The sequence below is a fragment of the Variovorax sp. LjRoot84 genome, from assembly GCF_964254305.1.
Taxonomy (GTDB): Bacteria; Pseudomonadota; Gammaproteobacteria; order Burkholderiales; family Burkholderiaceae_C; genus Variovorax.
Window position 1 is genome coordinate 317,872 of sequence record NZ_CAXUTE020000001.1, and the last position, 18,562, is coordinate 336,433.

At 68.1% G+C, this 18,562-nt stretch carries 21 protein-coding genes; 6 read left to right on the forward strand and 15 right to left on the reverse strand.

The genetic code is table 11. From position 1 onward, the window contains the following. Nucleotides 1–5 precede the first annotated feature (5 nt). Both glcF and ACSQ9I_RS01630 read left to right on the forward strand, forming a co-directional pair. Nucleotides 6–1,235, forward strand: a complete 1,230-nt coding sequence (gene glcF, locus ACSQ9I_RS01625; RefSeq protein WP_436308375.1) for a glycolate oxidase subunit GlcF — start codon at nucleotides 6–8, stop codon at nucleotides 1,233–1,235. A 188-nt stretch (nucleotides 1,236–1,423) separates the two neighbouring features. Next, nucleotides 1,424–1,750, forward strand: coding sequence for a carboxypeptidase regulatory-like domain-containing protein (locus ACSQ9I_RS01630; RefSeq protein ID WP_436312062.1), 327 nt, complete (start codon nucleotides 1,424–1,426; stop codon nucleotides 1,748–1,750). 13 nt (nucleotides 1,751–1,763) lie between these two features. On the opposite strand, the gene ACSQ9I_RS01635 is transcribed toward ACSQ9I_RS01630, so the two are convergent. The 3 genes from ACSQ9I_RS01635 to lplT are packed head-to-tail and all read right to left on the reverse strand — an operon-like array spanning nucleotide 1,764 to nucleotide 4,479. Beyond that, entirely contained in the window at nucleotides 1,764–2,249 is a 486-nt protein-coding gene (locus ACSQ9I_RS01635) for a glutathione peroxidase (RefSeq protein ID WP_093104318.1), read from the reverse strand. Further along, a complete protein-coding gene (locus ACSQ9I_RS01640) occupies nucleotides 2,246–3,154 on the reverse strand; it encodes a DMT family transporter (RefSeq protein WP_436312063.1) in 909 nt (302 codons plus the stop codon). The genes ACSQ9I_RS01635 and ACSQ9I_RS01640 overlap by 4 nt, the downstream gene beginning before the upstream one ends. A gap of 20 nt (nucleotides 3,155–3,174) precedes the next feature. Continuing rightward, complete coding sequence (gene lplT, locus ACSQ9I_RS01645; protein ID WP_436312064.1) at nucleotides 3,175–4,479, reverse strand: lysophospholipid transporter LplT; 1,305 nt, start codon at nucleotides 4,477–4,479, stop codon at nucleotides 3,175–3,177. Nucleotides 4,480–4,648: 169 nt separating this feature from the next. Here lplT and alr point away from each other — a divergent pair, with 169 nt between their 5' ends. Both alr and ACSQ9I_RS01655 read left to right on the forward strand, forming a co-directional pair. After that, entirely contained in the window at nucleotides 4,649–5,737 is a 1,089-nt protein-coding gene (alr, locus tag ACSQ9I_RS01650; RefSeq protein ID WP_436312065.1) for an alanine racemase, read from the forward strand. Beyond that, on the forward strand, nucleotides 5,734–6,456 hold the full coding sequence (locus ACSQ9I_RS01655) for a hypothetical protein (RefSeq protein WP_436312066.1): 723 nt from the start codon (nucleotides 5,734–5,736) through the stop codon (nucleotides 6,454–6,456). Before alr ends, ACSQ9I_RS01655 begins: the two co-directional genes overlap by 4 nt. A 14-nt stretch (nucleotides 6,457–6,470) precedes the next feature. Here ACSQ9I_RS01655 and ACSQ9I_RS01660 read toward each other — a convergent pair whose 3' ends face one another. The 12 genes from ACSQ9I_RS01660 to hpaR form a co-directional block, all read right to left on the reverse strand. Continuing rightward, complete coding sequence (locus tag ACSQ9I_RS01660; protein WP_436312067.1) at nucleotides 6,471–7,448, reverse strand: 2-dehydropantoate 2-reductase; 978 nt, start codon at nucleotides 7,446–7,448, stop codon at nucleotides 6,471–6,473. 3 nt (nucleotides 7,449–7,451) lie between these two features. Beyond that, nucleotides 7,452–8,240 (reverse strand): class II aldolase/adducin family protein, encoded by a 789-nt coding sequence (locus tag ACSQ9I_RS01665; RefSeq protein ID WP_436308381.1) that lies wholly within the window; start codon nucleotides 8,238–8,240, stop codon nucleotides 7,452–7,454. A gap of 19 nt (nucleotides 8,241–8,259) precedes the next feature. After that, the gene (locus tag ACSQ9I_RS01670) at nucleotides 8,260–9,249 is read right to left on the reverse strand and encodes a Bug family tripartite tricarboxylate transporter substrate binding protein (RefSeq protein ID WP_436302462.1); all 990 of its coding nucleotides are present in this window, start codon (nucleotides 9,247–9,249) and stop codon (nucleotides 8,260–8,262) included. 104 nt (nucleotides 9,250–9,353) lie between these two features. After that, nucleotides 9,354–10,163, reverse strand: coding sequence for an aldolase/citrate lyase family protein (locus ACSQ9I_RS01675; protein WP_436302463.1), 810 nt, complete (start codon nucleotides 10,161–10,163; stop codon nucleotides 9,354–9,356). A 9-nt stretch (nucleotides 10,164–10,172) separates the two neighbouring features. Next, nucleotides 10,173–10,976, reverse strand: a complete 804-nt coding sequence (gene hpaH, locus ACSQ9I_RS01680; protein ID WP_436312068.1) for a 2-oxo-hept-4-ene-1,7-dioate hydratase — start codon at nucleotides 10,974–10,976, stop codon at nucleotides 10,173–10,175. 9 nt (nucleotides 10,977–10,985) lie between these two features. Beyond that, nucleotides 10,986–11,390 carry a 5-carboxymethyl-2-hydroxymuconate Delta-isomerase gene (locus ACSQ9I_RS01685; protein WP_436312069.1) on the reverse strand — a complete coding sequence of 135 codons (405 nt, stop codon included), beginning with the start codon at nucleotides 11,388–11,390 and terminating at the stop codon, nucleotides 10,986–10,988. Between the two features lie 11 nt (nucleotides 11,391–11,401). Further along, entirely contained in the window at nucleotides 11,402–12,277 is an 876-nt protein-coding gene (gene hpaD / locus ACSQ9I_RS01690) for a 3,4-dihydroxyphenylacetate 2,3-dioxygenase (RefSeq protein ID WP_436312070.1), read from the reverse strand. A 2-nt stretch (nucleotides 12,278–12,279) separates the two neighbouring features. After that, the gene (gene hpaE, locus ACSQ9I_RS01695) at nucleotides 12,280–13,737 is read right to left on the reverse strand and encodes a 5-carboxymethyl-2-hydroxymuconate semialdehyde dehydrogenase (protein WP_436312071.1); all 1,458 of its coding nucleotides are present in this window, start codon (nucleotides 13,735–13,737) and stop codon (nucleotides 12,280–12,282) included. A 7-nt stretch (nucleotides 13,738–13,744) separates the two neighbouring features. Beyond that, nucleotides 13,745–14,722, reverse strand: coding sequence for a Bug family tripartite tricarboxylate transporter substrate binding protein (locus tag ACSQ9I_RS01700; RefSeq protein ID WP_436292358.1), 978 nt, complete (start codon nucleotides 14,720–14,722; stop codon nucleotides 13,745–13,747). A gap of 37 nt (nucleotides 14,723–14,759) precedes the next feature. Beyond that, nucleotides 14,760–15,512, reverse strand: a complete 753-nt coding sequence (locus ACSQ9I_RS01705; RefSeq protein ID WP_436312072.1) for a fumarylacetoacetate hydrolase family protein — start codon at nucleotides 15,510–15,512, stop codon at nucleotides 14,760–14,762. Further along, nucleotides 15,509–16,132: a fumarylacetoacetate hydrolase family protein gene (locus ACSQ9I_RS01710; protein WP_436312073.1), complete on the reverse strand. Its 624-nt coding sequence runs from the start codon at nucleotides 16,130–16,132 to the stop codon at nucleotides 15,509–15,511. Before ACSQ9I_RS01710 ends, ACSQ9I_RS01705 begins: the two co-directional genes overlap by 4 nt. Then, complete coding sequence (hpaR, locus tag ACSQ9I_RS01715; protein ID WP_093104296.1) at nucleotides 16,129–16,560, reverse strand: homoprotocatechuate degradation operon regulator HpaR; 432 nt, start codon at nucleotides 16,558–16,560, stop codon at nucleotides 16,129–16,131. The genes ACSQ9I_RS01710 and hpaR overlap by 4 nt, the downstream gene beginning before the upstream one ends. 106 nt (nucleotides 16,561–16,666) lie before the next feature. Here hpaR and radA point away from each other — a divergent pair, with 106 nt between their 5' ends. Then, nucleotides 16,667–18,058, forward strand: coding sequence for a DNA repair protein RadA (gene radA / locus ACSQ9I_RS01720; protein WP_436292361.1), 1,392 nt, complete (start codon nucleotides 16,667–16,669; stop codon nucleotides 18,056–18,058). A gap of 23 nt (nucleotides 18,059–18,081) precedes the next feature. After that, a complete protein-coding gene (locus tag ACSQ9I_RS01725) occupies nucleotides 18,082–18,561 on the forward strand; it encodes a glycerate kinase (protein ID WP_436312074.1) in 480 nt (159 codons plus the stop codon). The last annotated feature ends 1 nt before the right edge of the window (nucleotide 18,562 follow it).

Genomic DNA, 18,562 nt, shown 5'->3' on the forward strand with positions numbered 1-18,562 from the left:
GCCTCATGCAAACCGAACTCGCTCCCGAATTCCAGGGCACCGCCGACGGCCGCGAAGCCGAGGCGATCCTGCGCAAGTGCGTGCACTGCGGTTTCTGCACCGCCACCTGCCCGACCTACCAGCTGCTCGGCGACGAGCTCGACGGCCCGCGCGGACGCATCTACCTGATCAAGCAGGTGCTCGAAGGCAAAGCGCCGACGCGCAGCACGCAACTGCATCTGGACCGCTGCCTCACCTGCCGCAACTGCGAAAGCACCTGCCCGAGCGGCGTGCAATACGGCCACCTGGTCGACATCGGCCGCAAGATCGTCGACGAGAAGGTGCCGCGTCCGGCCATGGAAAGCGCGCTGCGCTGGACCTTGAAGGAGGCGCTGCCTTCGCCGCTCTTCGGCCCCGCGATGAAGCTGGGCCAGTCGGTGCGCGGCCTGCTGCCGGCCAAGCTCCGGGCCAAGGTGCCGGCGCCTCAACCGGCGGGCGTTTGGCCCATGCGCACGCATGCGCGCAAGATGCTGATGCTGGCCGGCTGCGTGCAGCCCTCGATGGCGCCCAACATCAACAGCGCCACGGCGCGCGTGCTCGACGCGGCCGGCATCGAGGCCGTGATCGCGCCCACCGCGGGCTGCTGCGGTGCGGTGAAGTTCCATCTCAACGACCACGACGGCGGCAAGGCCCAGATGCGCGCCAATATCGATGCCTGGTGGCCCTACGTCGAAGGCGGCGTGGTGGAGGCGATCGTGATGAACGCCTCGGGCTGCGGCGTCACCGTGCGCGAGTACGGCCACATCCTGCGCGAGGACCTGGCCTATGCGGCGAAGGCCGAACGCGTCAGCGCGCTCACGCGCGACCTGAGCGAGCTCTTGCCCGAACTCGTGCCGCTGTTGAAAGAGCGCGTCAACGCGCCGTCCGGCGTCGTCGCCTACCACCCGCCATGCACGCTCCAGCATGGACAGAAGCTGCGCGGCGGCGTCGAAGCGAACCTGCGCGCACTGGGCTTCGACGTGCAGATCGCGATGAACGAATCGCACCTGTGCTGCGGCTCGGCCGGCACCTACTCGGTACTGCAGCCCGAACTGGCCTACCCGCTGCGCGACCGCAAGCTTGGCCACCTGAACCAGTTGAAACCCGAGACCATCGTCTCGGCCAACATCGGCTGCATCACGCATCTGCAAAGCGGCAGCGAGATCCCAGTGCGGCACTGGGTGGAACTGCTCGACGAGGCGCTTTCGGCGGCTTGATCGCACACGCCGAGGGGCTGTGGTCCGACCCGCCGGCGCACCGCTGGGCGCGACCATCTCCCATCGTTCATTTCGGGAGCTTGTCGATGCATACCTCCTTCCAATCCCTTCTTCTGCGCGGCGCCGTCGTCTGCGCGTGTGCCGCTGCGCCATGGATGGCGCAAGCCCAGTCCGTGGACGCCACGGCCATGCCGGCCATGAAGGTGCAGGGCAGCGCGCGCTTCGCGTGCGGCGGCATCGGCTCGGACGAATCCACGGCGATGCGCGCGGCGATGAAGGACCATCCGCTGTCGCTGCTGTTCGCGCGCGCGGACGGTGCCTACCTGGCCGAGATCGCGGTGACGATCAAGGATGCCAATGGCGCGACGGCGCTCGCGATGCGCGCGTCGGGGCCGGTGTGCCTGATCGACCTTCCCGCCGGCCGCTACACCGTCGAGGCAGCCACCGAAGGCATGACGAAGAGTCAGACCGTAACGCTCGGCCGCGGTTCGAAGACCGCGGACTTCCGATTCTGACGGTGCCCGGCGCTCAGGCCGTCAGTGCCGACTCGATGTCGCGCGTCATCGAGGCCGGCGTGTCGAGCGGCGCGTAGCGCTTGATCACCCGCCCGTCCTTGCCGACCAGGAACTTGGTGAAGTTCCATTTGATCGCGGTGCTGCCCAAGAGGCCCGGCGCTTCCTTGGTGAGCCATTTGTAGAGTGGCGTGGCACCGGAACCGTTGACCTCGATCTTCTCCATCATCGGAAAGCTCACGCCGTAGTTCTGGACGCAGAAGGCGCCGATCTCCTCGTTGCTGCCCGGGTCCTGGTTGCCGAACTGGTTGGAGGGAAAACCGAGCACCGCGAGGCCCTTGTCGGCGTACTTTTCGTGCAGCGCTTCGAGCCCCTCGAACTGCGGGGTGAAGCCGCACTTGCTGGCCGTGTTGACGATCAGCAGCACCTTGCCCTTGTACTTGGAGAGCGGCACGGCCTTGCCGTCGATCTGCCGGGCCTCGAAGTCGTAAACGCTGGTCATGGCATGTCCTTCAGGAGGGAAGTGCGTCGATCATCCTCGCCGTTGGGCGTTCGCGCAAACGACGACCACAGCGCCGCCAGCACGATCAACCCACCGCCGATCCAGATGCGGGTGTCCATGGTGCCCGCGCCGAGCGCCACCGACGAGACGCTCGCGAACAGCACTTCCGACAGCATGATGACCGCAGTGGCGCTGGCCGTGAGGCGCGCGGCGCCGTACTGCAGGCAGAAGTTGGCGAAGACGAAGCCCGCACCCAGCAAAGCGGCCCAGCCCAGCCAGCCGGGCGCGGCCGCGAGCGGCGGCGGCGCCGCGATGGCGCCGAGCGCGGTGCCGGCCAGCGCGGTCGCGCCGGCCACCAGCGCACAGCCGCCGAACACGGCAAGCGCGCGCGATTCGGCGGCTGCTGCGCGCAGCCGGCGCAGCAGGATATTGGTCACCGAGAAGCTGAAGCCTGCCGCGACGCCGAGCCAGTCCGCGAGGCTTGCGGGCACCGGCCAGTCGACCTCGGGCGTCTTGAGCACCACCGCCACGCCCACCAGCGCCAGCGCCACGCGCGCGAGCACCGCGGGCGTCGGGCGCTCGCCGAGAAAGATCCAGGCCAGCAGCACGCTCCACAGCGGCATCAGATAGAAAAGCAGCACCACGCGCACCACATCGCCCGCTGTCACCGCCCAGTTGAAGCACAGGTTGGTGAGGCCGGCTGCCAGCCCGAGCAGCACCAGGGCCGGATGCACGGAGAAAGCCTGCCACGCATGCCGGCGCAGCCACCCCATCGCCACGAAGATCAGCGCATAGATCAGTGCCGTGGCCCAGACCGGATGCAGGCCGTGGGATTCGATCTGGCGGAAGGGGAACCAGGAAACGCCCCACACGAAGGCGTTGACGACGAGCGCGAGTGCCGGCAAAACAGTCAGGCCTGGTCAGGTCAATGGTGTTTGTCGCTGCGTGCGATGGCGAGGAGGTGCTCGACCTCCTCGGGGTATTGGCGCAGGTTGTTCTTGTGCCAGCGCTTGATGAGCCACATGAAGCCGGCCACCACGAGCCCGAAGGCGGTGATGGCCCAGTAGGCCGAGAGGCCGAAGCCGGTGCAGGCGCTATAGAACGCGCCGAGGATCAGAATGCTGGCATTCTCGTTGAAGTTCTGCACCGCGATCGAACGGCCGGCGCCCATCAGGTTATGGCCGCGGTGCTGCAGCAGCGCATTCATGGGCACCACCAGGAAGCCCCCGAGTCCGCCCAGCAGAATCAGGAACGGCACTGCCACCCAGAGGTTGCCAATGGCGTTCATCCCGATCAGCAACAGGCCCATGCTGATGCCCAGCGGGATCACGCGGGTCGCCATGTCGAGCCGCATGCGAAGAGAAGCGACGATCGCGCCGATCGCGGTGCCGATCGCGACCACGCCGGTCAACGCGGAGGCTTGCGCCGTGTTGTAGCCGAGCGCCAGCGAGGCCCAGGCCAGCACGATGTACTTGAGATTGCCGCCCGCACCCCAGAATAAGGTCGTCGTCGACAGCGAGATCTGGCCGAGCTTGTCGCGCCAGAGCCGCGAGTTGCAGTGCCAGAAATCGGGCAAGAGCGCGGCCAGATTGCGCACGAAGCCGTGCTGCGGATTGGCGCGCAGCGGCCGCATCTCGACGCCGGTGTGGGGGATGCGGGTGTTGAACCAGGCGGCCAGCATGTAGACGAAGATCAGTGCCGCGATCGCGGCCTCGGGTGCCGTGTCGATGCCGGTGTCCACCACGGGCAGGTCGATCGCGAGCAGCTGGGTCGACAGCGTATGGCCCACCAGCTGCCCGCCGAGCACGATGCCCAGGATGATCGAGGCGATGGTCAGGCCCTCGATCCAGCCGTTGGCCTTGACCAGTTGGGAGGCCGGCAGCAGCTCGGTCAGGATGCCGTACTTGGCCGGCGAATAGGCTGCGGCGCCCAAGCCGACGACTGCATAGGCCAGCAGCGGATGCGTGCCGAACAGCATCATTAGGCAGCCCACCACCTTGATCGCGTTGCTGATGAACATGACCCGGCCCTTGGGCAAGGCATCGGCGAAGGCACCGACCAGCGGCGCCAGCGCGACATAGAAGATGGTGAAGATCGGCACCAGCGCCGCGCGCTGCCACTCGGGCGCGCCGTTGCTCCGCATGAGTTCCACCGCTGCAACGAAAAGCGCGTTGTCGGCCAGCGACGAAAAGAACTGGGCCGACATGATGGTGTAGAAACCGCGCTTCATCGATGGGCTGGCTGGCCAGAGAATGGGGCTGCTGGCGATAGTGGAAAAAGGCCGCGGTACTGGCGGAATGCGCGGTTATAGCATGGGGGTGCAATGTCAAAATGACGCCACACGCCGCCTTTTGCGGCGTGGTCGTGCGAATGTTTTCAGCTCAGCCATCGGGTTCATCGTGCCTCGTCCCATCCTCGCCACCATCCATACCGCGGCCTTGCGCCACAACCTCGATCGCGCCCGCCGCTCGGCGCTCGAAGCCCGCGTCTGGGCCGTCGTCAAGGCCAATGCCTACGGGCACGGCATCGAGCGCGTGTTCGACGCCTTTCGCGGCGCCGACGGCTTCGCGCTGCTCGACCTGGCCGAGGCCGAACGCGTGCGCGCGCTCGGTTGGCGCGGGCCGGTGCTGCTGCTCGAAGGCGTGTTCGAGCCGCGCGACCTCGAACTCTGCTCGCGGCTCGATCTCTGGCACACGGTGCACTGCGACGCGCAGATCGACATGCTGGCCGCCCACAAGACGCAGGTGCCGCAGCGCGTGTTCCTGAAGATGAATTCGGGCATGAACCGGCTGGGCTTCACGCCCGAGCGCTTCCGCTCCGCCTGGACGCGCCTGAACGCGCTGCCGCAGGTCGACGAGATTTCGCTGATGACGCATTTCAGCGACGCCGACGGCAGCCGCGGCATCGACCACCAGCTCGAGGTGTTCGATCACACCACGCAAGACCTGCCGGGCGAACGCTCGATCGCCAACAGCGCCGCCACGCTGCGCCACGCGAGAATCGCGCGGGCCGACTGGGTGCGCCCCGGCATCCTGCTCTACGGCAGCGCGCCCGACTTCCCCGAACACGACGCGGCGCACTGGCAGCTGCAGCCGGCGATGACGCTTTCCACGCGGCTGATCTCGGTGCAGACCTTGAAGGCCGGCGACACCATCGGCTACGGCTCCCGCTTCACGGCCGACGGGCTGCTCAACGTCGGCGTGGCCGCGGTCGGCTATGCCGACGGCTATCCGCGCCACTGCGACACCGGCACGCCGGTGCTGGTGAACGGCGTGCGCACGCGCATGGTGGGCCGCGTCAGCATGGACATGATCACCGTCGATCTCACGCCGGTGCCGGATGCCGCTCTCGGCAGCGAGGTCACGCTCTGGGGCCGCGCCTCGAACGGCACGCTGCTGCCCATCGACGAGGTCGCGCAGGCCGCCGGCACGGTCGGCTACGAACTCATGTGCGCCGTCGCGCCGCGGGTGCCAGTGGCTGTCGATTGAAGATCCTTTCCAACTGGCGCTCGGTACGCCTCTGGGAAACGCAGGTCGAGCGCGACCTGCATCGCAACTACCACCTTCGCACGCACGGCCTCCTGATCGGCAGCTTCACGCTGCTCCTGATGTGGCTGGTCTCGCACCTTCAGATGCACGCCGGTGTCGACTCGCTGGCGCTGCGCTATTTCGTGACGCTCGGCGTCGGCTACCTGGGCTACCTGCTGGTGCTGCGCTGGTGGGCGGCGATGCTGGTGCGGCAGAACAAGCAGCTCAACCTCGATGTGCCGGACCCCGGCATCGGCGACTGGCCTTCGGGGCAGAGCGCGATGGCCGATCTCGATGCGGGCGGCGTCGGCGACTTGGCCGGCGGCGCGCTCGAGGCCGCGGCCGGGGCCGACGAGGGCGCGGTCATCGTGGTGCCGGTGGTCGCGATCTTCCTGATCGGGGTGGCGATCGTGTTCGGTGCCGGCGCGCTGGCGCTGCTCTACTTCGGCTCGGAGGGGCTGCTCGCGGTGGCGATCGAAGTCGCCTTCTCCTATGTGTCGGCCCGTGCCGCGGTGCGTGTGGCCCGCGAGGGCTGGCTCACGGCGGCGGTGCGGCTGACCTGGAAGCCGCTGCTCGGCGCTTTGTTCTGCGCCGTGGTGCTGGGCGCGGTGCTGGACCGCTTCATGCCGCAGGTGAACTCGCTGCCCGAGGCGGTGCGCGCGCTGCTCAAGAAAGGCTGAGGCAGCGCCTCAGCTCAATAGAGGCCGAGCTGCCGCGCGCGCAGGCGCGCCAGGCCCAGCAGTGCGTCGGTGAAGGGCGTTTCCACCTTGGTGAGCTGCCCCAGCTCGCGCACCACCGACACCAGCGCATCGAGCTCGACCGCACGGCCGGCCTCGACGTCCTGCAGCATCGAGGTCTTGAAGGCGCCCAGCTTGCGCGTGACCGCGTGCCGGTCTTCGGGGCTCTCGGCGATCGGGATGCCGATGCGCGCGCCGATCTCGCGGGCCTCGAGCATGATGGTCGAGATGAAGCCGCGCACCAGATCGTCGCCGAGGATCAGGTCGGTGGTGGCGCCCGTGATCGCGCTGATCGGGTTGACCGTCATGTTGCCCCAGAGCTTGTACCAGACGTCCTTCTGGATCTGCGCGGAGAGACGGGCCTCGAAGCCCGCCTGCTTCAGCAGCGCCTCGAGCCGCGTCGCGCGCGGCGTCGCCTCGCCCGAGGGCTCGCCGATGATCAGCCCGTTGCCGAAGTGATGCCGCACCACGCCGGGCGCATCGAGCGAACAGCTCGCATGTACCACGCAGCCGATCACGTGCTGCGTGGGAATCGCCTCGCCGATCTTTCCGCCCGGGTCCACGGCCTGCAATCGCGTACCGGCCAGGCTGCCGCCGAAGCCGCCCTGCAGGAACCACCAGGGCACGCCGTTCATCGCGGTCAACACGATGGTGTCGGGGCCGAGCAGCGGCGCGATCTGCGCTGCCACGGCCTGCAGCGCCGGCGCCTTGACGGCAATCACCACCAGGTCCTGCTCGCCCAGCGTCGCGGGGTCGGCCACCGCATTCACCGGCACGCGCGTTCGCTGCTCGCCGCGCATCACGAAGAGCCCGTCGCGCTGCAGCGCTTCGAGCGTCGCGCCGCGCGCGACCACGTTGAGCCGGTTGCCCGCCTGCGCGAGGCTGGCGCCGATCCATCCGCCGATCGCGCCGGCGCCGTAGATGCAGACTTTCATGGTTCAGTGCTTGTAGGAATCGTCGATGCGGTCGACCTGGCGCACCAGCGCGTCGAACACGTCCTGCCCGCCGCCGTGCTTGGGATTGAACTGCAGCGCGTCGCGCGTGCACTTGCGCGCGATGTCTTCCGGCACCGGAATCGCCGCGCCCATGGAGAAGGTCGCCATCTGGATCTCGCAGGCGCGCTGCAGGGTCCAGAGAATCGCAAACGTCTGCGGCAGCGTCTGGCCCCAGGCCAGCAGACCGTGGTTGCGCAGGATCACGGCCGGCTTGTTGCCGATGCTCTTCAGGAGCCGCGGCCCTTCGTCGGCATGGATCGTGATGCCCTCGAAGTCGTGGTACGCCACCATGTCGTGCAACTGCGCGGTGTAGAAGTTGGTCTGCGCGAGGCCGCCCTGCAGGCAGGCCACGGCCACGCCGGCTGTGGTGTGCGTGTGCATCACGCAGTGGGCATCGGGCAGGCCGTCGTGGATCGCGGCATGCACCGTGAAGCCGGCCGGGTTGACCGGATGCGGCGAGCCGTCGAGCACCTTGCCCTGCAGATCGATCTTGACCAGGTTGCCGGCCGTGACCTCGCTGTAATGCAGGCCGAAGGGATTGATCAGGAACTGCTTCTGGCCACCCGTCACGCTGTCGGGCAGCCGCACCGTGATGTGGTTGTAGATCATCTCGGTCCAGCCCAGCATCGCGAACACGCGGTAGCAGGCGGCGAGCTGCAGGCGCGCCTCCTGTTCGTCGGGATGGATGGCGGAGCGGGCCGGCGTGGTCGGCGCAGCGAGATGGGAGTTCATAAGCAGTTCCTTTTCATGTCTAGCCTTCAGCGGTGAAGCCGACCTGCTTGACGATCGGCGCCCACTTGGCGGTGTCTTTCTTGATCAGCTCGGTCAGCTCTGCGGGCGTCGAGGACATGGCTTCGAGGCCGAAGGTCGACAGGCCGTCGATCACTTCCTTGGTGGCCAGCGCCGTCTTCATCGCGCCGTTCAGGCGTGCCACCACTTCGGGCGATGCCTTGGCGGGCAGAAAGAACGCGAACCACTCGCTGTGCGCCATGTCCTTGATGCCCTGCTCGCCGAAGGTCGGCACCTCGGGCGCGAAGCGGCTGCGCTTGCTGCCCGAGACGCCGAGGATGCGCACCTTGCCCGTCGGCAGGTGCTGCGAGATGTCGCCGATCGGTCCCGACACGGCGGAGATGTTGCCGCCCAGCAGGTCGAGCATCGCCGGCTGGGTGCCGCGGTAGGCCGCATGCTTGAGTTCCACGCCGGCGCTCTTGCCCAGCAGCGCGCCGATGAAGTGCGGTGTCGAGCCGGCGGCCGGCGAGCCGTAGTTGGCGCCGGTCGGATTGGCCTTGGCCCAGGCGAGGAACTCCGGCACCGTCTTCACGCTGGCCGGCACGGCCGGGCCGACCGCGAAGCCGAAGTCGAAGATGCAGGCGACCGTCACCGGCGTCAGGTCGACGAGCGGCTCGTATGGCAGCTTCTTGTAGATGTGCGGGTAGATGGTGAGGATCGAGGTCGGCGTCTGCAGGATGGTCGCGCCGTCGGCCGGCTGGCTCTTGACGTAGGTCACGGCGATCTGGCCGCCGGCGCCGGTGCGGTTCTCGACCACGGCCGCGTTGGCGTAGCCCGGCGCCAGCTTGGTGGCGACGCGGCGGCACAGCGTGTCGGAAGTGCCGCCGGCGGCAAAGCCGGTGATGAGCTTGGTGGTCTCGATCTGCTGCTGCGCGAAGGCTTGCTGGCCGATGCCCGCGAGCAGTGCCGAGGCGCCGGTGGTTTGCAGCAGGTGGCGGCGGGTGAAATTCATGATGGCGATGTCTCCAGGGTGAGTGGCGCCTCGGGGGTGGGGCGCACGGTGAGCGCGTATTCTTCCAGCAAGCCGCCGCGCCGCAGCTCCGCGTTTACCTCCAATCAGTAGGTCTTGCTCGCCGGCAGCGCCTGCGCGTTGTCCTTGAAGCGCGAGGCGAGCGCACTGGTGCTGCGCGCCAGCAGATTGGTGTCGAGGCCGACGGCGACGAAGAGGGCGCCGAGTTCGAGGTACTTGCGCGCCTGCGCCTCGTCGGGCGTCAGGATGCCGGCGGCCTTGCCGGCGCGGTTGATGCGCGCGATCGCATCCTCGATCGCCGCCTGCACCTCGGGGTGGTTCGGATTGCCGACGTGACCCAGCGATGCCGAGAGGTCCGCTGGGCCGATGAAGACGCCGTCGATGCCGTCCACGGCCGCGATGGCATCCAGGTTGGCCAGCGCCTCGCGCGTCTCGGCCTGCACCAGCAGGCAGACCTGCTCGTTGGCTTCCTTGGCATAGGCCGGGTAGCGGCCCCAGCGCGAAGCGCGCGCACCGCCCATGCCGCGGATGCCGTGCGGCGGATAGCGCATCGCGCGCGCGATCGCCTGCGCCTGCTCGGGCGTGTCGACCATCGGCACCAGGATGGTTTGCAGGCCGAGGTCCAGGTACTGCTTGATCAGCGCCGTGCCGACGTCGCCATGGCCGACCGGCACGCGCGCGATCGCGTTGGCGCCGGGGTAGGCGGCGATCGCCTGCGCCTGCTGCAGCACGCTGCGCAGGCCGTTGGGCGAATGCTCGCCGTCGATCAAGAGCCAGTCGAAGCCGGCGCCGGCGCAGATCTCGGCGCAGTAGGCATCGGCGAGGCCGAGCCAGAGGCCGATTTGCACGCGCTTCTCGGCGAGGGCTTGCTTGAAGGGGTTCGTGGGGGTTTGCATGGTCGGCTTTCAGGTGAAGCGGAACGAGATCGAGCCCAGGGGGCCGTAGTCCGCATGGAAGGTATCTCCGGGCAGTCCGGTGGTCGGACGCGTGAACGAGCCGCCGAGCACCACCTCGCCGGGCTCCAGGCATTCGCCCCAGGGCGCGAGCTTGTTGGCGAGCCAGGCCACGCCGGTGGCCGGGTGGTTGAGCACGGCGGCGGCCACGCCCGATTCCTCGATCACGCCGTTCTTGTAGAGCAGGGCGCTGACCCAGCGCAGGTCGACCGCGTCGGGCTTGACCGGCCGTCCGCCGGTCACGATGCCGGCGTTGGCCGCGTTGTCGGCGATGGTGTCGAAGACGCGGCGCGGCGCCTTGGTCTCGCGGTCGAACTGCTCGATGCGCGCATCGATGATCTCGATCGCCGGCACCACGTAGTCGGTGGCCGCGAGCACGTCGAAGATGCTCACGTGCGGCCCCTGCAGCCGCCTGCCGAGCACGAAGGCCAGCTCGACCTCGATGCGCGGCGCGATGAAGCGCGTGAACGGGATGTCGCCGCCCTGCTCGAAGAACATGTCGTCCAAGAGCGTGCCGTAGTCGGGCTCGGTGATCTGGCTGGACAGCTGCATCGCGCGCGAGGTGAGGCCGATCTTGTGGCCCTTGACCACGCGTCCTTCGGTCAGCTTGGTCTTCACCCATTCGCGCGAGATCGCGTAGCCGTCCTCGACCGTCATCTCGGGAAAGCGCCGGGAGAAGTGCCGCAGCTGCACGCGCGACTTCTCGCTTTCGTGCAGCTCGGTGGCGAGCTGCTGGATGATCTTCTTGTCGAGCATGCGTGGCGGCTATTTGTTGAAGAGAGGATGCAGGTTGCCGCACTTGCCGTCGTAGACCTGGCCGGGCGCTTCGTCGATCTGCAGCGTGATGCCGACGTGCCGCTTCGCGAGCAGCGGCTCGAAATGCGTCTTCACCTTTTCCAGCAAGGCGTCGCCGATGCGCTTCTTCACTGCTTCGCTGCGTCCCGCCGCCATGCGCACGTTGAGGTAGACGAAGGCGTAGTCGCCCTCGCCGTCGGCCACCGCATGGTGCGCGGCCGGAAAGGCCAGCACGCGCGTGCCGCCGGTCGGATAGACCTGCCGGCCCTCGTCGTCGCGCTGCTCCAGCATGGCGTCGGCCATCGTGCGGCACAGCGCCGTCATGTCGGCCTCGCGCTCGATGTTGGGGGTGTAGAGGATCACCAGATGCGGCATCTTTCTTTTCCTCAGGCGGTGGCCAGTGCAGGCAGCGGCGTGACCGGAAAGATCGCATTGATCTGCCCCGTCCCCGAGCTGCCGAAATAAGGCGTGACGATCTCCACCGGCGCCGTGTAGCGGTCCCAGCCCAGCAGGCCGAGCAGCATGGCCGTGTCGTGCATGTCGCCTTCGCCCCAGCACTTGTCGGCATACATCGGCAGCATGCCGACGAAGGTCTTCCATTCACCGGCTTCCCAGAGCTGGACCACGCGGCGGTCGACCTGCTCGAGGAAAGGATCGTAGACCTTGTGCATGAACTCGGGCGCGCGGCCGTTGTCGGCGAAATGATGCGACAGCGAGCCGCTGGCGAACACCGCCACCGTGCCATCGTAGCGTTCCTCGATGGCGCGCCGCACCGCGAGGCCGAAGCGGCCGGATTCGGTGAGGTCGTGCCAGTCGCACCAGCCGCTGATGCTGATCACCTTGTAGTGCTGGTCGGCGTTCATGTAGCGCATCGGCACCAGCGTGCCGTATTCGAGTTCGAGCGTGGTGTCGCTGTGGGCGCGGCTCTTCACGCCCATCTCGTTGGCCACGTCGGCGATCAGGTGGCCCAGCGCCGGGTTGCCCGGGTAGGCATAGGGCATGTTCTTGATGAAGTGCGGCAGCTCGTTGCTGGTGTAGGTGCCGCCGAACTGCGGGCCGCAGTTGATGTGATATTCGCTGTTGACCTGCCAGTGCACGTCGAAGACCACGATGGTGTCCACGCCCAGTTCGCGGCAGCGGCGGTCGATTTCCTTGTGGCCGTTGATCGCCGCCTCGCGGCAGCCGAAGTTCGGGCCGGGGAATTCCGACAGGTACATCGACGGCACATGCGTGATCTTGGCTGCGAGTGCGAGCGTGCCCATGGTCAGACTCCCCAGTGAGGGATGTGATGCGAACCCAGCGACACGGCCACATTCTTCGGTTCGCAGAAGACCTCGTAGCTCCAGGTGCCGCCTTCGCGCCCGGTGCCCGAGGCCTTGGTGCCGCCGAAGGGCTGGCGCAGGTCTCTGACGTTCTGGCTGTTGACGAAGCACATGCCGGCTTCGACCGCGGCCGCGACGCGGTGCGCGCGGCCGATGTTCTCGCTCCAGACGTAGCTGCTCAATCCGTAGGGGATGTCGTTGGCCAGGCGGATCGCATCGGCCTCGTCCTTGAAGGGAATGAGGCAGGCGACGGGGCCGAAGATCTCGTCCTGCGCGATCTTCATGCGGTTGTCGACATCGGCGAAGACGGTGGGCATCACGTAGTTGCCCCTCTTCACCCGGTCGGGCAGTTGCGGCGTTTCCAACCCGCCGCACAGCAGCGTCGCGCCTTCCTTCGGGCCGAGCTCGATGTAGCTGCGCACCTTGGCGAGATGCGCCTGCGAGATCATCGGGCCGACGATGGTCGCTTCATGAAGCGGATCGCCGACCGCGATGCGCTTCGCGCGCTCGGCGAACCTGGCGGCGAAGTCGGCATAGATCGACTGCTGCACCAGGATGCGCGAGCCGGCCGTGCAGCGCTCGCCGTTGTTGCTGAAGATCATGAACACGGCCGCGTCGAGCGCGCGCTCGAGGTTCGCGTCCTCGAAGATCACGAAGGGGCTCTTGCCGCCGAGCTCCATGCTGAACTTCTTCAGGCCCGCACTCTTGACGATGCGGTTGCCCGTGGCCGTGGAGCCGGTGAAGGAGATGGCGCGCACATCCGGATGCGCCACCAGCGGCTCGCCCGCGTCCTTGCCGTAGCCGTGCACCAGGTTCAGCACACCGGGCGGGATGCCGGCCTCGAGCGCCAGCTCACCGAGCCGCGCGGCGGTGAGCGGCGAGAGCTCGCTCATCTTCAACACCGCGGTGTTGCCGAAGGCCAGGCAGGGTGCGACCTTCCAGGTGGCGGTCATGAAGGGCACGTTCCACGGCGATATCAGCGCGCACACGCCGACCGGATGGAACAGCGTGTAGTTGAGGTGTGTCTCGGTCGGGTAGGTGTGGCCGTCGACGCGCGTGCACATCTCGGCGAAGTAGTAGAAGTTGTCGGCCGCGCGCGGCACCAGCTGCTTGCCGGTCTGCGCGATGACCTGGCCGCAGTCATCGGTCTCGGTGCGCGCGAGCTCGGGCACGTGGGCGGCGATCAGGTCGCCCAGCTTGCGGATCAGCTTGGCGCGCTGCGGCGCGGGCATGCCGGCCCATTTCGGGAAGGCTTCCTTGGCGGCGGCGACGGCCGCGTTCACTTCGGCTTCGCCGCCCGCGGCGACCTCGGCCAGCACCTCTTGCGTGGCCGGGTTGACGGTCTGGAAGTAGTCGCGGCCGGCGACCGGCTTGCCGTCGATGAGGTGGTCGATCTTCATGAGGGTCCTAGTCCAGCTTGATGTCGCGTGCCTTGATCAGCGCGTGCCACTTCTTGCGCTCCGCCTCGGTGTAGCGGGTCATCGCGGCCGCGTCGGCGGGGGTTGCATCCCATCCGGCGTCGAAGAGCTTCTGCCGCACGCCGGCGTCGCTCACCGCCTTCTGCAGCTCGGCGCCGAGCCGGGCCTGCACGTCCTTGGGCGTGGCCGCCGGCGCGACGAGGCCTTGCCAGGCATAGGCCTCGACGCCCGCGTAGCCGAGCTCTTTCGCCGTCGGCACGTTGGGCAGTTGCGGCATCCGTTCGGCCGACAGGGCGATCAGCGGCGTGATCTTGCCGGCCTTGACCGCGCTGACGCCGCTGGGCAGGTCGAGCACGATCAGCGGCACCTGCCCGGCCATCAGGTCCTGCATGGCCGGCGCGCCGCCCTTGTAGGGCACGTGGAGCAGGGAGACGCCCGCCTCGCGCTGGAACAGCTCGAGCGCGAGGTGGTGCGGGCTGCCGTTGCCGGGCGTTCCGATGCTGTACTTGCCCGGCGAGCGCTTGAGCTCGGCGAGCAGCGCCTTGGCGTCTGCGAAGCCGGCATTGGGGCCGGCCGTGATGACCAGCGCCGAGCGGCCCATCATGGCGAGCAGCGCAAAGTCCTTCTCGGGGTCGTAGGGCAGCTTCTTGTAGAGCGCGGGGTTGTAGACCAGCACGCCGTTGTCGGCCGAGAACACGGTGTAGCCGTCGGCCGGTGCGCGGGCCACGTGCTCGGACGCGATGATGGCGCCGGCGCCCGGGCGGTTGTCGACCAGTACTGGCTGGCCGAGCTGCTGCGACAACTGGGCGCCGGCGGTGCGCGCGAGGAAATCGGTGCCTCCGCCGGCCGGGTAGCCGACCACCCAGCGCACGGGCTTGTTCGGATAGGGCTGCGCTGCAGCGCCGGCGGCGAAGACGGAAGCGCCCAATGCCACCAGGGCCGTCGCCAGCCAGGACTTCTTGACCATGTCGTCTCCTTCGTGATGTGTTCTGGGCGATGCGGGCTCAGGCCGCACCGATGGTGTTGGAGAGCGCGCCGATGCGCTCGATCTCGGTCACGATCACGTCCCCGGGCTGGCAGTCGACCACGCCGTCGGGCGTGCCCGTGAGGATCAGGTCGCCGGGCGAGAGCGTCATGAAGCTCGAGAAATATTCGATGAGGAAGGGCGCGTCGAAGATCATGTCCTTCGTGTTGCCCGACTGCGTGAGCTTGCCGTTGACGGTGGTCTTGAGCGCGAGCGCCATCGGGTCGGGCACGTCCTTCGCGTCCACGAGCCAGGGGCCGATCGGCGTGCAGGTGTCGCGGTTCTTCACGCGCAGGTTGGGGCGGTACCAGTTCTCGAGGTAGTCGCGGATCGCATAGTCGTTGGCCACCGTGTAGGCGCCGATGAAGTCGTAGGCGTCGCCCTGCCGCACCTTGCGCGCGGTCTTGCCGACCACGATCACCAGCTCGCATTCGTAGTGCATGAACGAGACGCCGGCCGGGCGGTAGGTGACCTGGCGATGGCCTGTGAGCGTGCTCTCGCCCTTGACGAAGACCAGCGGCTCCTCGGGCGCCTTGAACGCCAGTTCCTTCGCATGGTCGGCGTAGTTGAGGCCGAGCGCGAGGATGGTGCGCGGCCGCGGCGTCGGCGCGAGGGGCGGCAGCCACATCACCTCGTCGAAGCCGACCGCGCGGCCGTCGGCGAGCAGCAGGCGGCCGTCGCGCTCGGTCGCCTCGTGCTCCGCGCCTTCGAAGGTGACGCGCGCGTGCTTCATGGTTGTTCTCCCACCAGCGTGTTGACCAGGGTTTCGAAACCCGGCGCGCTGATCTCGATGCGGTCGCCGGGGCGCGCCAGCGGACGGCCGGCATCGCAGCCGAGCATCAGCACGTCGCCGTGTGCGAGCGTCATGAAGGCGCCGACCTCGGACAGCAGTTGCGCCGCGCTGCGCACCGTCTGCGAGAAATCCACCGACTGGCGCAGTTCGCCGTTGATGCGCACTTCGAGACTGAACTGCGCCGGGTCGGCGACCTCCTGCGCATCGCGCATGGCAGGCCCGATACCGAGGAGGCCGTCCACGCACTTGAACTTGACGGGCGGGCGGAAGAAGCTCGCATGCGGGATCGACAGGTCGTTCATCAGCACGAAGCCTTCGACGTCGCTGTCGGCGCCGATGACCATGCCGATGGTGGCGCCGACTTCGACCTCGGGCACCTTGGCCGGCACGGTGATGGCGCTGCCATGCGGACTCCAGGTGTTGGCCGTCTTCACGTAGAGCACGGGCGCTTGCGGCGGCGCCTTGTAGGGCGGCTGGCTCATCTGCGGCGCCAGCGCCTCGACTTCGGCGCGGAAGTTGAGCAGCACGCCGTAGACCGTGCCGGTGGGCATGAAGCTCATGGCTGCTCCAGTTCGATCACTTCGTCCAGCAGCACGTAGAGCTGCGACAGCTTCTGCTTGCCGAGGGACTTTTCCATCCAGTCGTAGTGCGCCTCGATCGCGCGCGAGAGCTTGCTCACCATGCGCGTGCCCTTGGCCGTGGCCTCGACCACGGTGCGGCGCTGGTCCGCCGGATCGCGCTCGCGACGGATCAGGCCGTCGCGCTCCATGCGCGAGAGCACGCCGGTCAGGCTGGGGCCGAGGATGAAGGCCTCGCGTGCGACGCGGCCGGTCTCGACCACGCCGAGCTCGCCAAGCACGCGCAGCACGCGCCATTGCTGATCGCTCAGGCCATGCTCGCGCAGGCTGGGCCGCGTGTGCGCCATGACGGCTTCGCGCGCCTGAAGCAGCAGGCGCGGCAGATTGCGGTGGACAAAGGGGGTGCTCATGAAGGTCTTGATTATTTAACATGTTAAATTAATTGCAAGTGCCTTCCGGGCGGGCTTCGGCGGGGTTTTCCCTGAGCCGGGCTGACGCCCTCCCTACACTCGGGCGATGGCCAAGGAAAAAACCCTCTTCGTCTGCTCCGAATGCGGCGGCACCAGCCCCAAGTGGCTCGGCCGCTGCCCCAGCTGCGGCGCCTGGAACACGCTGATCGAACAGGTGGCCGGCCCCGCGGGCGGCAGCGCCAATAACCGCTTCGGCGCGCAGTTCGCGGCGCTCGCCGGCTCGGCCGAGCTGGCCACGCTGTCCGAAATCGAGGCCACCGACATCGAGCGCACGCCTACCGGGCTCGACGAGCTCGACCGCGTGCTGGGCGGCGGCATCGTCGACGGCGGCGTCACCCTGATCGGCGGTGACCCGGGCATCGGCAAGTCGACGCTCTTGCTGCAGGCGGTCGACGCGCTGCAGCGCGCCGGCCGCAACGCGATCTACGTCACCGGGGAGGAAAGCGGCGCCCAGGTGGCGCTGCGCTCGCGGCGGTTGGGCCTGCCGCAATCGCAGGTGCAGGTGCTGGCCGAGATCCAGCTCGAGAAGATCCTCGCCACGCTCGACGCCACGCGGCCCGCGATCGCGGTGATCGATTCGATCCAGACCGTCTACTCCGACCAGCTGACCTCGGCGCCGGGTTCGGTGGCGCAGGTGCGCGAGTGCGCCGCACACCTCACGCGCTTCGCCAAGGCCAGCGGCACGGCGGTGGTGCTGGTGGGCCACGTGACCAAGGAGGGCGCGCTGGCCGGCCCGCGCGTGCTGGAGCACATGGTCGACACGGTGCTCTACTTCGAAGGCGACACGCACTCGAGCTTTCGACTGGTGCGCGCCATCAAGAACCGCTTCGGCGCGGTCAACGAGATCGGCGTGTTCGCGATGACCGAGCGCGGCCTGAAAGGCGTGACCAACCCGAGCGCGATCTTCCTGAGCCAGCACGCCGAACCGGTGCCCGGCAGCGTGGTGCTGGTCACGCTCGAAGGCACGCGGCCGATGCTGGTCGAGATCCAGGCGCTGGTCGACAACGGCGGGCCGAGTCCGCGGCGCCTATCGGTCGGGCTCGACCGCGACCGGCTCGCAATGCTGCTCGCAGTGCTGCACCGCCATGCGGGCGTGGCTTGCATGGACCAGGACGTGTTCGTCAATGCGGTCGGCGGCGTGCGCATCAGCGAGCCGGCGGCCGACCTGGCCGTGATGCTCGCCATCACTTCCAGCCTGCGCGGCAAGCCCTTGCCCAAGGGCTTCATCGCCTTCGGCGAAGTCGGCCTCGCCGGCGAGGTGCGGCCGGCGCCGCGCGGCCAGGAGCGCCTGCGCGAGGCCGCCAAGCTGGGCTTCAGCGTAGCGGTGGTGCCCAAGGCCAACGCGCCGCGCAAGGGCGCGAAGGAGATCGAGGGGCTGACCATCCACCCGGTGGACCGCATCGAGGAAGCCATGGACGTGGTGCGGCAGCTGCACTAGCCCGGGGCGTGACAATACCGGTCATGAATTTCGGCAAAGTCCTCGTTCCGCTCGCCGGCCTCGTGCTGCTCGGCCTCGCCTATCGCGCCTATGGATGGGCCGGCGTCGCGCTCGCGGGCGGCGCCATCGTCATGTTCCTGCTGATGCATTTCAACCGCACCATGCAGGTCCTGAAACGCGCCGCCGACCGGCCCATCGGCACGGTCGCCAGCGCGGTGATGCTCAACGCCAAGCTCAAGCCCAAGGTGACCCTGCTGCACGTGATCGCGATGACGCGCGCGCTCGGCGAGCAGCGTTCGCCCAAGGACGCGCAGCCAGAAGTTTTCCGCTGGACCGACGGCGGCGGCTCCTGGGTCGATGCCACCTTCGCGAACGGCAAGCTGAGCGAGTGGAAGCTGGTGCGGCCCGAGGTGCCGGACGAAGACGCGTCGCAGCAGGCCGACGCGCCGAGCGCCGACGCCGTCAAGCCCGGCGCGACCGACGCGCTGCGGCCGCCGTTTTAGG